At 62.8% G+C, this 13,606-nt stretch carries 12 protein-coding genes; 9 read left to right on the forward strand and 3 right to left on the reverse strand.

Translation table 11 applies throughout. The features are described 5' to 3' along the window. Positions 1–48 precede the first annotated feature (48 nt). The 3 genes from SINAR_RS0123085 to SINAR_RS0123100 form a co-directional block, all read right to left on the reverse strand. Positions 49–1,482: an aldehyde dehydrogenase family protein gene (locus SINAR_RS0123085; RefSeq protein ID WP_028001281.1), complete on the reverse strand. Its 1,434-nt coding sequence runs from the start codon at positions 1,480–1,482 to the stop codon at positions 49–51. A 492-nt stretch (positions 1,483–1,974) separates the two neighbouring features. Beyond that, positions 1,975–3,288, reverse strand: a complete 1,314-nt coding sequence (locus SINAR_RS0123095; protein ID WP_028001283.1) for an NAD(P)/FAD-dependent oxidoreductase — start codon at positions 3,286–3,288, stop codon at positions 1,975–1,977. Further along, positions 3,285–4,652 carry a glutamine synthetase family protein gene (locus SINAR_RS0123100; RefSeq protein WP_028001284.1) on the reverse strand — a complete coding sequence of 456 codons (1,368 nt, stop codon included), beginning with the start codon at positions 4,650–4,652 and terminating at the stop codon, positions 3,285–3,287. Before SINAR_RS0123100 ends, SINAR_RS0123095 begins: the two co-directional genes overlap by 4 nt. Before the next feature lie 121 nt (positions 4,653–4,773). Here SINAR_RS0123100 and SINAR_RS0123105 point away from each other — a divergent pair, with 121 nt between their 5' ends. The 9 genes from SINAR_RS0123105 to SINAR_RS0123145 all read left to right on the forward strand — a co-directional run bounded on the left by SINAR_RS0123105 (position 4,774) and on the right by SINAR_RS0123145 (position 13,584). Beyond that, positions 4,774–5,466, forward strand: a complete 693-nt coding sequence (locus SINAR_RS0123105) for a GntR family transcriptional regulator (RefSeq protein WP_028001285.1) — start codon at positions 4,774–4,776, stop codon at positions 5,464–5,466. A gap of 317 nt (positions 5,467–5,783) precedes the next feature. Then, on the forward strand, positions 5,784–6,500 hold the full coding sequence (locus SINAR_RS0123110) for a FadR/GntR family transcriptional regulator (protein ID WP_028001286.1): 717 nt from the start codon (positions 5,784–5,786) through the stop codon (positions 6,498–6,500). Continuing rightward, positions 6,497–7,669 carry a PLP-dependent transferase gene (locus SINAR_RS0123115; RefSeq protein ID WP_028001287.1) on the forward strand — a complete coding sequence of 391 codons (1,173 nt, stop codon included), beginning with the start codon at positions 6,497–6,499 and terminating at the stop codon, positions 7,667–7,669. The genes SINAR_RS0123110 and SINAR_RS0123115 overlap by 4 nt, the downstream gene beginning before the upstream one ends. Before the next feature lie 37 nt (positions 7,670–7,706). Then, positions 7,707–8,969: an ABC transporter substrate-binding protein gene (locus SINAR_RS0123120; RefSeq protein ID WP_028001288.1), complete on the forward strand. Its 1,263-nt coding sequence runs from the start codon at positions 7,707–7,709 to the stop codon at positions 8,967–8,969. A 98-nt stretch (positions 8,970–9,067) separates the two neighbouring features. Continuing rightward, on the forward strand, positions 9,068–10,003 hold the full coding sequence (locus SINAR_RS0123125) for a carbohydrate ABC transporter permease (RefSeq protein WP_028001289.1): 936 nt from the start codon (positions 9,068–9,070) through the stop codon (positions 10,001–10,003). Positions 10,004–10,007: 4 nt separating this feature from the next. Further along, entirely contained in the window at positions 10,008–10,841 is an 834-nt protein-coding gene (locus SINAR_RS0123130) for a carbohydrate ABC transporter permease (protein WP_028001290.1), read from the forward strand. Between the two features lie 6 nt (positions 10,842–10,847). Continuing rightward, positions 10,848–11,915, forward strand: coding sequence for an ABC transporter ATP-binding protein (locus SINAR_RS0123135; protein ID WP_028001291.1), 1,068 nt, complete (start codon positions 10,848–10,850; stop codon positions 11,913–11,915). A gap of 200 nt (positions 11,916–12,115) precedes the next feature. Further along, on the forward strand, positions 12,116–12,502 hold the full coding sequence (locus SINAR_RS0123140) for a c-type cytochrome (RefSeq protein ID WP_028001292.1): 387 nt from the start codon (positions 12,116–12,118) through the stop codon (positions 12,500–12,502). A gap of 137 nt (positions 12,503–12,639) precedes the next feature. Beyond that, positions 12,640–13,584, forward strand: coding sequence for a cytochrome c oxidase subunit II (locus tag SINAR_RS0123145; RefSeq protein WP_028001293.1), 945 nt, complete (start codon positions 12,640–12,642; stop codon positions 13,582–13,584). Positions 13,585–13,606 lie beyond the last annotated feature (22 nt).

Genomic DNA, 13,606 nt, shown 5'->3' on the forward strand with positions numbered 1-13,606 from the left:
GAAAAACGACCACACGCGAAGACGCGCGGCCGTGGGAGAGACAATCGCTCAGGCTGCGTCCGGCAGGTGAACCGTTTTCACCTCCAGGAAGTCCTCGAGCCCGAACATCCCGCCTTCCCGGCCGTTGCCCGATTGCTTGTAGCCGCCGAACGGGCTCCCGTAGCGGTGCGGACCGCCGTTGATGTGCACCATGCCGGCGCGCAGGCGAGACGCCACCCGCTCCGCCTTTTCCCGGTCGCGCGTCTGGACATAGGCTGCGAGGCCGTAATTCGTGTCGTTGGCGATTGCGATCGCCTCCTCTTCCGTGTCGAAGGGAATAATCGAAAGCACCGGACCGAACACTTCCTCGCGCGCGATCCGCATGGAGTTGTCGACATCGGCGAAAATCGTCGGCTGGACGAAATAACCGGTCTCGAAGCCTTCCGGCTTGCCCGGGCCACCGGCGAGGAGGGTCGCACCTTCGGCGACGCCCGCTTCGATCAGCGCCTGTACCCGCTCAAATTGAATGTGGCTGACGAGCGGACCGATATGGGCGCCTTCCTTCGTCGGATCTCCGACCCCCGCCTCCATGCCGACGCGCCGGGCGATCTCTACGACCTCGTCATAGACGCTGCGTTCGACGAGCATGCGCGTCGGCGCATCGCAGGACTGACCCGAATTGTTGAAGCATTCGAGGATGCTGGCCGTGACCCGCTCCTCGATATCGGCGTCGGCGAAGACGATGTTCGGGGACTTGCCGCCGAGTTCGAGCGTGACGCGCTTGACCGTATCGGCGGCGTCCTTGCTGACGGCTATCCCGGCCCGCGTCGAACCGGTGAAGGACATCATGTCGATGTCCTTGTGCCTGGAGAGCGCCGCCCCGGCATGAATACCGTCGCCGTTGACGAGGTTGAAGACACCTGCCGGGAAACCCGCCTCCTCGATCATCTCGGCATAGAGCATGGCGTTCAGCGGCGTGAATTCGCTGGGTTTCAGGACGCAGGTGCAGCCGGTCGCAAGCGCCGGTACGACCTTGAGGGCTATCTGGTTGACCGGCCAGTTCCACGGCGTGATGAGACCGCAGACGCCGATCGGCTCGCGCAGGAGCGTATCGCCGTTCGGCAGCTTTTCCCTGAGCTTCAGGCGCCTCAGCGCGTCGATGAAGCCCTGCAGATGGCCGACGCCCACATCCGCCTGCTGCTCGCGGCTCATCGTCCGGGGCGCACCGAGTTCGGCGGTGATGGTGTCTGCCATTTCGTCGTAGCGGCGCTTGTAGATGGCGAGCAGCTTTTCCAGCAGCGCCAGCCGCTCTTCGACGCTCGTCCGGCTATAGCTGGCGAAGGCCTCCTTGGCGGCCGCGACCGCCCGGTCAACGTCGACAGCGGTGCCGAGAGAGATGACTGCGATCGGCTTTTCGGTCGCCGGATTGAGAACCAGAAGATCGTTCTGCGTGGCCGGCTCAACCCATTTGCCGTCGATGTAGAATTTCCGCTTGTCGAGCATTCGCTCCTCCTTCCCGTCTGATTTCCGGCGGCAAGGCTACGACGGCGGCTGCACGCGGACAAGGGCGGAAAAACGGGAAGGAGCGTGCCGAAAAGACGGCATCCGCCGGTAAATGGCTGCAGGTGCAGGAGCCCGGCAGCCGGACCGAAATCAGAACGCGCCAATGAGGAGCGCGCAGATGAAGGTGAATGCGGCAGCCACTGCGATGGCGTGCGTAATGCGCCTGGCTGTCGAGGGCCGGGCAGGTCGAGCCCGGCAGACTGTGTAGTGGGATTGGGTCATCGCCTTGGTCGCGTTCATTTGTCTCTCCGCTGCTGGGCGTTGGCCTGTTGCCGTTGTTCTCCTATATTCTTGATTGATTTTCTAGATAATATTTTCCTGCGGATCAAACGAGAAATGAAAAATTCGTTTAACGGACGCCTGCCGCCGCACGGAATACACGGTTTCTTCAGGCAAGCGGGCGCCCTGCCCGCACTCGCGATTTCGGCCTGGCTACCAGCCCACGGCGTCCTTGAACATGTACCACCACGATCCGACCGTCGAATATTGGGCGCGGAACATCCGCCCGCCGGGGAACGGATACCAGGGCAGTTTGGCGAAGACGTCGAAGCGCGACGCGTCGCCGTCGATTGCTTCGGCAAGAGTGCGGCCGAACAGGTGTGAGCCCGTCACGCCATGACCGCTATAGCCGTGGGCGAAATAGGTGTTGCTGCCGATCCGGCCCATCTGCGGCACGCGCGTGAAGGAAAGCGCGAAATTGCCGCTCCAGGCATAGTCGATCTTCACGCCCTTGAGGCGCGGGAAGACCTTTTCGAGATTGGGTCTGAGTTTTGCGACGACATCCGCCGGATCGGTGCCACCATAGACGGTTCCGCCGCCGAAGATCATCCGCTTGTCGGCGGAAAGCCGGAAATAATCGAGAATATAGCGAACGTCCTCGACGCACATGTCGCTCGGGAGCAGCGAATGGGCAAGCTCCTCGCCGAGCGGCGCGGTTGTGATCATCTGGGTCGAGACAGGCATGACGCGCGTGGCGAGCTTCGGCACCGCATCGCCGAGATAGGCGTTGCCGCAAAGCACGACGATCCGGGCGGAAACCTCGCCCGCGCTCGTATGGACGGTCGGCCGGGCCGACTCGTGGTCGACACGGGTCACCGGGGACATCTCGTAGATCACCCCGCCGAGGCTCTCGAAGGCGCGGGCTTCGCCAAGCACCAGGTTGAGCGGATGCATATGACCGCCGGTGGTGTCGAGCATGCCGCCGCAATAGGCCTCTGAATTGACGAGCTGGCGCAGTGCCGTGCGATCGAGAAGCTGATGGTCGTCCATGCCGTATTTGCGCCAGAGCGCCTGTTTGGCCTCGAGCTCCTTCATGTGGGCGCCGGTATAGGCGGCATAAATGTTGCCGGGCTTCAGATCGCAGTCGATCTGATACTGGCTGACGAGCCGACGTATGATCCGCCCGCCCTCCTGCACCAGGCCGCCGATGAAACGAGCGGCATCGTCGCCGTAGCGGCGCTGGATCGTCGACAGACCGGCATTGAGGCCGTTGACGATCTGGCCGCCATTGCGCCCCGAGGCGCCCCAGCCCACCTGCGCGCCCTCCACGACAGTTACCTTGTAGCCCTTTTCGGCAAGGTGGATGGCCGTCGAGAGGCCCGAATAGCCGGCACCGACGATGCAGATGTCTGTCTCGATGCGGCCTTCGACCCTCGTCGGATGGCGCGTGATATTGCGCGACGCGGCGTAGTAGCTCGCCGGGTAGCTGCCGTCGCCGGCGTAGGATTTCTGCTTCTGTGCCATCACACGATTTCCAGGTAGGCGCTGAATTCATAGTCCGTGACCTGCTCGGCGAAACCTGCGATCTCCTGGCGCTTGCAGGCGATCAGCATGGAACGGAGCACGGGATCGAAGATCTCGGCGGCGATCGGTCCGGCCTCGAAGGCATCGACAGCCTGCCCCCAATCGGCAGGAATCTTGGGCAATTTCTCTGCCGTGTAGGCCCGGCCCTCGACAGGTACCGGCGGCTTCCACTTGTTGCGGATGCCGACGAGTGCCGCGCCGAGGATGGCGGCGACGACGAGATAGGGATTGGCGTCGGCACCGGCGACGCGATGTTCGATCCGCCGCGCCGCCGGATTGCCGCCCGGGATGCGGATTGCCGAAGTGCGGTTTTCGAAGCCCCAGGAGATGGAAGTCGGCGCATGCGTGTCGGGCCGCAGCCGCCGATAGGAGTTGAAGTGCGGGGCGAACATCAGCGTCGTCTCGGCCATACCGCGCAGCAGGCCTGCGACCGCATGCTTGAGCACAGCCGATCCCTCGTCGCTGCCGTCGTCGAAGACGTTGTTGCCCTCCTCGTCGAGAAGGCTGAAGTGGATATGCATGCCGTTGCCGGAGCGGGTGCCGTAGGGCTTCGCCATGAAGGTTGCCGCAAGCCCGTGCTTGCGGGCAACTCCCTTGACGATGCGCTTGAAGAAGATCGCGTCGTCCGCCGCCTTTAACGGATCGTCGCTGTGCAGCAGGTTGATCTCGAACTGGCCGATGCCGTTCTCTGCGATCGCCGCATCGGCCGGCACGTTCTGCCGCGCGCACTCCCTGTAGACGTCGGAGAAGAACTCGCCGAAATCGTCGAGCTCGTCGATCGAAAGGATCGCGTCGGAATCGAGCCGCTTGCCGGTATAGGGCGAGATCGGCGGGACGGCACTGTCCGGCTCCGGATCGATGAGATAGAATTCCAGCTCCGTCGCCACCACGGGGCGCAGCCCCAATTCGCGATATTCGCGCACGATCGCCGCAAGCGCCTGGCGCGGATCGGCAAGAAAGGGCCTGCCGTTCTCGACGAACAGCCAGAGCGGAACCAGCGCGCTCGGCCGCGACGTCCAGTTGACCGGCAGGGCCCCTCGCCCCGTGACCCCGCAGATGCCGTCGCGATCGCCGGTCGCAAAGACCTGCTCGCTGCCGATGATGTCTTCACCCCAGACGTCGACGCCGACGATCGAAAGCGGCATGCGGATGCCGCCGCCAAGCACCTTCCTGGCCTGTTCCACCGGTACCCGCTTGCCGCGCATGATGCCGTTCAGGTCGCAAATCACCGCCTGGATACTTTCTATCGGGCCGTTCTGTTCGAGCCAGGCCTGAAAGGCTGCCGAGTCATCTGCATCAATTGACATATCGAATTGCTTTTTGTGATCACAATTTCTGGAAATTGACATAATCCGGGATTTGGAGTCAAGCTGCACCGGGTCGGCAGGATCGACCCTCCAATGCCCGGATGCCGGAGGAACCGCCGCCTTGAAAACCCTTGCTCTGCCCGCCCTTGATCGGCCGGAAGGCACGACGACTCACGACTATGTGTTTGCGCGCCTCCGGCAGGCGATCATGGTCGGGGCCTTCCGCCCCGGGACCTCCGTCACCATACGCGGCCTCGCAGACGCGCTGGAGAGCAGCCCGACGCCGGTGCGCGAAGCACTGCGTCAGCTCACCTCGATCGGTGCCCTGCAATTTCTGGAGAACCGGCGCATCGTAGTGCCGCGGATCACGCCGGCGCGCTTCGAGGAGCTGATCTCGCTTCGTATCACGCTTGAAAGCCACGCCGCTCGCAGGGCCGTTGCGCATCTCTCCGACCGGCAGATAGACCGCATCGTCGTGCTGGACGACGCAATCGAGGTCGCGATCCTCGCGGGACGGAAAGCGCAGGCGCTGATCGCCAATCAGGAATTTCACCGGCAGATCTATACGGCCAATCCCGACCAGGTCGCCATGCCGCTCATAGAGAGCCTCTGGCTCCAGCTCGGGCCGATCCTCGGCATCGCCATGGAGCACGTCACCGAATTCTACATCATCGACCGTCACCGTGAAGCCATCGAGGCCCTGAGACGGCGTGACGAGGACGCCGTGGCGCAGGCCATCGCCGCGGACATCCGCGAGGGCATCGGCGGCTTCGATCAGCAGGCGATCGGCAAGCTGCTCGCGCTGGCGGAGTAGAGCGAGGCAAGGCGGGTTTGCCCCTCTCCTCCCATTAACCCGAGGACTTTCGCGAAACCATTGCATCGGTGAGAACCCGAGATTTGCCCCTCACCCTAACCCTCTCCCCGTCAAACGGGGAGAGGGGACGAGTCCGCTTTGCCGATTGAGGCTGAAGCGGCACACAAGGGTGTCCCCTCTCCCCGCGCGCGGGGAGATGGCTAGGGTGAGGGGCAGACCTCAGGACTCAAAGCGCCGCTCATCTGCCCCTTGACCACCTGTTCGATCCCCTGCATATTGCTCAGATGTCAGACCAATTCTGGTCCTGGGAGAACCGGATGCCCCTGCAGGATAGAGCGATGCTCCTGCCCCTTCCGCCCGCCGATCGGGCGCAGCAGGTGATATCCGCTCTTGCCGATTACATTCAAAGATCGGGGCTCAATCCGGGGGACCGGCTGCCGGCGGAGCGGGAACTGATGGCGGCGCTCGCCGTGGGCCGCTCCACCATTCGCGAGGTGCTGAGCCATTTCCAGGCGCTCGGCGTCGTCGAGGCGCGCAAGGGCAGCGGCACCTATCTCCTGCGCGCCATCTCCACCGCGACCATCCATATGCCGCTGGCGCTCGACACAGAGCACCTTCGCGACGCGCTTCTGCAGACGCTCGAAGTGCGGCGCGGCATCGAGGTCGAGGCCGGCATGGTCGCATCCCGGCGCCGCACGGAGGCCGACCTCGTCAACATCGAAACGAAGCTCAACGAGATGGAGCGGGTTCATCTCGCCAAGGGGACGTCCGGCCCGGAAGACCTCGCCTTCCATCTTGCGATCTACGACGCGACTCACAATCCGCTCTTCAAACAATTGCTCGAGCAGATGCGCGAGGCCTTCGAACGCTTCTGGGACGAGCCCTTCGACCGTTCGGACTTCGCCAGGCGCTCCTTTCCCTTTCACCGAACGCTTTTCGATGCGATCGCGGCGCAGGACGCTGAGGCCGCGCGCGCGGAAACGCTGAAAATCCTCGCGGTTGTCGAGGAAGACATCAAGGAAATGTCCAAATGAACAACGGCCTCGACCCGTTCGAGAGAGCCTCCCTTATCGTCGCGCATGACGAGAGCAACGCTTTCGACGCCGTCGTACCGCCGATCGTGCAGACCTCTCTCTTCACCTTCAAGGACTATGACGAGATGGTCGCCTCCTATCGGGGCGAGCGCGTTCGGCCTATCTACACCCGCGGGCTCAATCCGACGGTCAGGCATTTCGAGGAGATGCTGGCGAAGCTCGAAGGCGCCGAAGACGCCATCGGTTTCGCAAGCGGCATGTCGGCGATCTCCTCCACAGTCCTCTCCTTCGTCGAGCCGGGCGACCGGATCGTCGCCGTAAAGCATGTCTATCCCGATGCGTTCCGCCTCTTCGGCACCCATCTGAAGCGCATGCGTGTCGAGGTCACCTATGTCGACGGGCGCGACGAAGAGGCGATTGCCAAGGCGCTTCCCGGCGCCAAGCTCTTCTACATGGAAAGCCCGACCAGCTGGGTGATGGACACGCACGATGTCGCAGCGCTTGCGGCTCTTGCGCGCCGGCAAGGGATCGTCACGGTCATCGACAACAGCTGGGCGAGCCCGGTGTTTCAGCAGCCGGTCTCGCTCGGCGTCGATCTCGTCATTCACTCGGCATCGAAATATCTTGGTGGCCATAGCGATGTCGTCGCCGGCGTCGTCGCCGGATCGCGCGAGCTGATCGGCCGCATCCGTTCGGAAGCCTATCCCTATCTCGGCGGCAAGCTTTCGCCCTTCGACGCCTGGCTGCTGATCCGGGGCATGCGCACGCTGCCGGTGCGGATGAAGGCACATGAGCGCTCGGGGCTCGCGGTCGCCCGCCGCCTGGCCGAGCATCCGCTGGTCGAAACAGTGTGCCACCCGGGCCTCGGCAACCATCTGCCGCCCGGTCTCTCCGGCACCTCCGGACTCTTCTCCTTCATTTTCCGCGAAGGCTTCGACGTGCGCCGCTTCGCCGATCACCTGAAACTGTTCAAGCTCGGCGTCTCCTGGGGCGGCCACGAAAGCCTCATCGTGCCGGGCGAAGTCGTCCTGGCGCAGAAAGCCGAGCCCAATTCCGCGGCAGCCTTCGGCATTTCACCGCGGTCGGTACGGCTCCATGTCGGCCTGGAGGGAACGGAGGCCCTCTGGAGCGATCTCGAAGCGGCGATGACAGCCGCTTCGTCAGGCTGACGAACACGCAACAAGCGAGAACAAAGGGAACAATAAAATGAGGAAACTGATCACAGCCACCCTGCTTGCCACGCTGATGGCCGGCAGCGCTCTTGCCGACACGAAGCTGAAGCTCGTCGAGGTCATCACCAGCCCCGAGCGCACCGAAACGCTGAAGTCGATCGTCGCCAAGTTCGAACAGGCGAATCCCGGTACGACCGTGGAGATCATTTCGCTGCCCTGGGGCGAAGCCTTCCAGAAATTCGCGACCATGGTCTCGGCCGGCGAAATCCCCGACGTCATGGAAATGCCGGACACCTGGCTGTCGCTCTATGCCAATAACGGCATGCTCGAAAGCCTGGAGCCCTATCTCGAAAAGTGGGAGCACACGCCTGGCCTCACCGAGCGCGCGCTCGAACTCGGCCGCGACGTCAATGACACCGCCTATATGCTGCCCTACGGCTTCTATCTCCGGGCGATGTTCTACAACAAGAAGCTGCTCTCGGAAGCGGGCGTCGCCGAACCGCCGAAGACGATGGACGACTTCGTCAAGGCTTCCGAGGCGGTCTCCAAGCTCCCGGGCAAATCGGGCTACTGCCTGCGCGGCGGTCCGGGCGGGCTCAACGGCTGGGTCATGTTCGGCGCGACCATGGCCGGCGATAACAAGTTCTTCAACGAGGACGGCACCTCGACGATGAACAGCGAGGGCTGGATCAAAGGCCTCACCTGGGTCATCGACCTCTACAAGAACGGGCTCGCGCCGAAGGACAGCGTCAACTGGGGCTTCAACGAGATCGTCGCCGGCTTCTACAGCGGCACCTGCGCCTTCCTGGATCAGGATCCGGACGCGCTGATCGCGATCGCTCAGCGCATGAAGCCGGAGGATTTCGGCGTGACCACCATGCCGAAGGGGCCGAGCGGCAAGGCCTTTACCACGATCGGCTTTGCCGGCTGGTCGATCCTTGCCGCCAGCCAGAACAAGGATCTCTCCTGGAAGCTGGTCGAGACGCTGGAGGGGCCGGAAGGCAACATCGAGTGGAACAAGCGCACCGGCGCGCTGCCCGTCCATAAGTCGGCCGAGAAGGACCCCTTCTATGCGAGCCCGCAGTTCAAGGGCTGGTTCGACGAACTCGCCGACAAGGACGTCGTGCTGACGGTCATGCCGACCTATCTCGAAGAATTCGCCTTCTTCAAGGATTCGCTTGCCATCAAGACGAGCCAGGAGGCCCTCCTCGGCGACATCACGCCGGAAGAGCTCGCCAATCAGTGGGCCGACTACCTGACAAAGGCGCAGCAGAAGTACCTCGCAAACAAAAAGTAATGCTCGACCGGCGGCGCTTAACCGCCGCCGGTCCTCCGACGTGATGAAAGAAGGCACGCCATCGATAACGGCGGTCAAAAATAGGGGAATTCCGACCAATGGCCTATGCCGCACGCCATGACGGCCTGCCCGCAATTCGCCCGCCGCTGATGAAGCGGATCGCCGACGCCTCTGCGCCCTATCTCTACACCGCCCCGGCGCTCATTCTGATCGTTACGGTCATGCTGGTGCCTCTGGTGCTCGGCATCTCCTACGCCTTCCGCGATATCCAGCTGCTCAACCCCTTCTCGGGCGGGTTCGTCGGCCTCGATCACTTCCGTGCCCTCGCCCAGGACCAGGCTTTCTTCCGTTCGCTGCGCAACACGCTCTGGTGGACCGGCGCCTCCGTCTTTCTGCAGTTCGCCTTCGGGCTCATTCTGGCGCTTCTGCTCGACAAACCTTTCTATGGGCGCGCGATCGCGCAGGCGCTCGTCTTCCTGCCCTGGGCGGTGCCGAGCTTCCTGGCCGGCCTCAACTGGGCCTGGCTTTTCAATCCCGTCGTCGGTCCGCTGCCGCACTGGCTCTTCGCCCTCGGCATCATGAGCCAGCCGACCAACATTCTGTCCGATCCCCAGCTTGCCATGTGGGGACCGATCGTCGCCAATATCTGGTGGGGCATTCCCTTCTTCGCAATCACACTGCTGGCGGCACTCCAGGCGATCCCGCGCGATCTCTACGAGGCGGCGAGCATCGACGGGGCCGGCCCGCTGCAGCGTTTCCTTTCGATCACGCTTCCCTTCCTGGCCCCGACGATCGCGATCACCATACTGCTGCGCACGGTCTGGATCTCCAATTTCGCCGATCTCATCATCGTCATGACCAATGGCGGACCGGCGGACCGAACCCAGATCGTCGCAAGCTACATCTTCACCCAGGCGTTCAAGCGGCTGGATTTCGGCTATGCCTCGGCGATCGCGCTGGTGCTGCTGGCGCTGCTCCTCGCCTATTCATTGCTGATCGTGATCCTGCGGCAGTGGCTCCTGAGCAAGGATTGAGACCATGCGCGCCAAACCAACATTTCTGACCATTGCCCACCGCCTGGCGATCCTCGCTTTTATCGCCTTCGCGCTCTTCCCTCTCTTCTGGCTGCTCAAGGTCGCCGTCACGCCGAACGATCTTCTCTATTCGGAAGGTATTCGTCTCTGGCCGTCGCGGGCGAGCCTCGAACACTTCGACTTCGTCCTGCGGCACAGCGCCTTCCCGGTGTTCTTCCGCAACAGCCTCATCGTTTCCGGGTCGACCGCCGTCATCGTCACCATCCTCGCCTCGCTCTCCGGCTACGCGCTTTCGCGCTTCCGTTTCCGCGGCAAATACTGGCTGGTCACGCTGATGCTGCTGACACAGATGTTTCCGCTGGTGATGCTGGTCGCGCCGATCTTCAAGATCCTCTCGCCGCTGGGGCTGACCAACAGTCTCACCGGCCTCGTCGTCGTCTACACCGCCTTCAACGTTCCCTTCGCGACATTCCTGATGCAGTCCTTCTTCGACGGCATTCCGAGGGACCTCGAAGAGGCGGCGATGATCGACGGCGCGACGCAGTTCGTCGCCTTCCGCCAGATCATCCTGCCGCTGACGCTGCCCGGCATTGCCGCGACCCTCGGTTTCGTCTTCACCGCCGCCTGGAGCGAACTGCTCTTCTCGCTGATGCTGATTTCCGGCAACGCGCAGGCGACCTTTCCGGTCGGGCTCCTGTCCTTCGTTTCGAAATTCTCGGTCGACTTCGGCCAGATGATGGCCGCCGGCGTGCTGGCACTGATCCCGGCCTGCCTCTTCTTCCTCCTCATTCAACGCTATCTCGTCCAGGGCCTCACGGCCGGCGCGGTGAAAGGCTGATACGCAATGGCTTCCATCGACATCGCCAACATCAAGAAGTCCTACGGTACCCACCCGGTGCTGCACGACGTCGACCTCAACATCAGCGACGGCGAATTCGTCGTGCTCGTCGGTCCCTCCGGCTGCGGCAAGTCGACCCTGCTGCGCATGATCGCCGGGCTTGAGAGCGTGACCGGCGGCGAGATCCGCATTGCCGGCAGGCGAGTCAACGAACTCGCCCCGAAGGACCGCGACATCGCCATGGTGTTCCAGTCCTATGCGCTCTACCCGCATATGTCGGTCGCGAAGAACATGAGCTACAGCCTGAGGCTCCGCAAGACGGCCAAGGACAGGATAACGACGGTCGTTGCGGGCGCCGCTGCCAAGCTCGGCCTCGACCCGCTGCTCGACCGCCGCCCCAGGGCGCTCTCCGGCGGCCAGCGCCAGCGCGTCGCCATGGGCCGCGCCATCGTGCGCCAGCCGAAGGCCTTTCTCTTCGACGAGCCGCTCTCCAATCTCGATGCGCGCCTGCGCGAGCAGATGCGCGCCGAAATCAAGAAGCTGCACAAGGATCTGGGCGCCACCTCTATCTATGTGACGCATGATCAGATCGAGGCGATGACCCTTGCCGACCGGATCGTCGCCATGAATGGCGGCGTAGTCCAGCAGGTCGGAAGCCCGCTCGATCTTTACGATCGCCCGGCCAACCTTTTCGTGGCCGGCTTCATCGGCTCGCCGGGCATGAACTTCTTCGAAGGCACCTATCATGCGGGCGAGGCGCCGCGCCTGGAGCTGGCGGGCGACATCGGCATTCCGCTGGACGCGGCCGCGCCCGTTCCGAACAACTCGAAGGTGACGCTCGGCATCCGTCCCGAACATGTCGTGCTTGCCGGCCACGGACCGGAGACGCTGCTTGCCGGCGTCGACCTGGTCGAGCCGACCGGCTTCGGCATCATCCTGCATCTCTCGGTCGGGCGGGCGGCCTTCAAGGCCTTCACCAATGACCGATCGTTTCTGACCGCATCCGGCACGGTCCCCGTCCGCTTTCCTGGCCACCACCTTCATTTCTTCGATACGGAGGGCAAACGCCTCTGAAATGCTCAGGGTCGCCGATGCATGGCAGCAGTCTGTGCTTAGCCAGAAGGAGCAATTGACTTCTCCCCGGCAAGGACTAGCTTCTTTCCTGTCGCACGTATCAACCGCACCGGCGCGCCATTTCTAAGAAGCAAGCACCGCCAAAGCAGATTTGACGATAGCCTTCCTTGCCCCGCGCCGGGCGAAATTGAGGAAGTATCATGCGAATTGCACTTGCTGCCCTGTCTTTTTTGGCACTCTCGCTCTGTCCGGTCGCCGGGCTCGCCCAGGAGGGCGATGCCGAAGCCGGCGCCACCGTCTTCAAGAAATGCGCAACCTGTCATGTCATCGACAAGGACCAGAACAAAGTCGGTCCGTCGCTGCAAGGCATTATCGGCCGGACGGCCGGCACCCATGAGGGCTTCAAATATTCGGATGCCATGGTCGAAGCGGGCAAGGGTGGTCTCGTCTGGGACGACGCGGCGCTGACCGAGTATCTCCGCAATCCCAAGGCCATGGTCAAGGGCACCAAGATGGTATTCCCCGGCCTCAAAAAGGACGAGGAGATTGCCAACGTCATCGCCTACCTGAAGCAGCATTCCAAATAGGAATACTTCCGGGGAGAGCGAATACGGTCTCTTTCCGATGATTTGCCAGTATTTTCCGTTCGTGCAATAATTGTGATCGGAACTCTGCGGATTGCGTATTCGTCTCACGGCCGATCATGGCGGGGGAGGGACAGGAAATGGCCGTGGTAGTGATTCTGGTTCTGCTGGCCGTCGGCTCAGTGTTGTTCCATTTGCTCAGTCCTTGGTGGTGGACCCCGATCGCCTCCAATTGGAGTTACATCGACAATACCATCACCATCACCTTCTGGATCACCGGCATCGCCTTCACTGCCGTGGTCCTGTTCATGGCCTATTGCGTCCTGCGCTTCCGCCACCGTCCCGGCAATACCGCCGCTTACGAGCCCGAGAACAGGAGGCTCGAAGGCTGGCTCGCGACGGGCACGACCTTCGGCGTCGCGGCCATGCTTGCGCCGGGCCTCTTCGTCTGGAACCAGTTCGTCACCGTCCCGCAGAATGCGTCCGAAGTGGAGGTGATCGGCCAGCAATGGTTGTGGAGCTTCCGGCTGCCCGGGGCGGACGGCAAGCTGGGCACGACCGAAACGCGCAACATCGTGCCTGAAAATACACTCGGGCTGAATACGACCGACGCCGCGGGCCAGGACGATCTCATCATAGAGGGCGGCGAGCTTCATCTGCCGGTCGGCAAGCCGGTCAAGATGCTGCTCCGGTCCGTCGACGTCCTGCACGATTTCTACGTTCCCGAATTCCGCGCCAAGATGGATATGGTGCCGGGCATGGTGACCTATTTCTGGTTCACGCCGACTCGGACCGGAACCTTCGAGATACTCTGCGCCGAACTCTGCGGCGTCGGCCACCCGCAGATGCGCGGTACCGTCGTGGTCGACACCGAGGAAGACTACCAGGCCTGGCTCGCCGAGCAGCAGACCTTTTCGCAACTGTCCGCATCGGCAGAAACAAGAGCGATTCCAGGAAAAGTATGTAGCGGTTTTCCGTCCGGAATTGCGACCGAACAAGGAACTGGAGCATTCGCGCTTTCCGAAGAAGAGCGGGAATGCTTAAGCCCGGCGTCGACAGCGGTCGCCGCCTCAGCGGCGCAGTAGGAGGCGCCGTGAAGTAGCCTCT

Source organism: Sinorhizobium arboris LMG 14919, assembly GCF_000427465.1.
GTDB classification, from domain to species: domain Bacteria; phylum Pseudomonadota; class Alphaproteobacteria; order Rhizobiales; family Rhizobiaceae; genus Sinorhizobium; species Sinorhizobium arboris.

Bases quoted from the DNA above. Each gene is read 5' to 3' on its own strand.
- SINAR_RS0123085 (WP_028001281.1), bottom strand. From the start codon at position 1,482: ATGCTCGACAAGCGGAAATTCTACATCGACGGCAAATGGGTTGAGCCG.
- SINAR_RS0123135 (WP_028001291.1), top strand. From the start codon at position 10,848: ATGGCTTCCATCGACATCGCCAACATCAAGAAGTCCTACGGTACCCAC.
- SINAR_RS0123125 (WP_028001289.1), top strand. From the start codon at position 9,068: ATGGCCTATGCCGCACGCCATGACGGCCTGCCCGCAATTCGCCCGCCG.
- SINAR_RS0123115 (WP_028001287.1), top strand. From the start codon at position 6,497: ATGAACAACGGCCTCGACCCGTTCGAGAGAGCCTCCCTTATCGTCGCG.
- SINAR_RS0123110 (WP_028001286.1), top strand. From the start codon at position 5,784: ATGCCCCTGCAGGATAGAGCGATGCTCCTGCCCCTTCCGCCCGCCGAT.
- SINAR_RS0123130 (WP_028001290.1), top strand. From the start codon at position 10,008: ATGCGCGCCAAACCAACATTTCTGACCATTGCCCACCGCCTGGCGATC.
- SINAR_RS0123145 (WP_028001293.1), top strand. From the start codon at position 12,640: ATGGCCGTGGTAGTGATTCTGGTTCTGCTGGCCGTCGGCTCAGTGTTG.
- SINAR_RS0123120 (WP_028001288.1), top strand. From the start codon at position 7,707: ATGAGGAAACTGATCACAGCCACCCTGCTTGCCACGCTGATGGCCGGC.
- SINAR_RS0123140 (WP_028001292.1), top strand. From the start codon at position 12,116: ATGCGAATTGCACTTGCTGCCCTGTCTTTTTTGGCACTCTCGCTCTGT.
- SINAR_RS0123100 (WP_028001284.1), bottom strand. From the start codon at position 4,652: ATGTCAATTGATGCAGATGACTCGGCAGCCTTTCAGGCCTGGCTCGAA.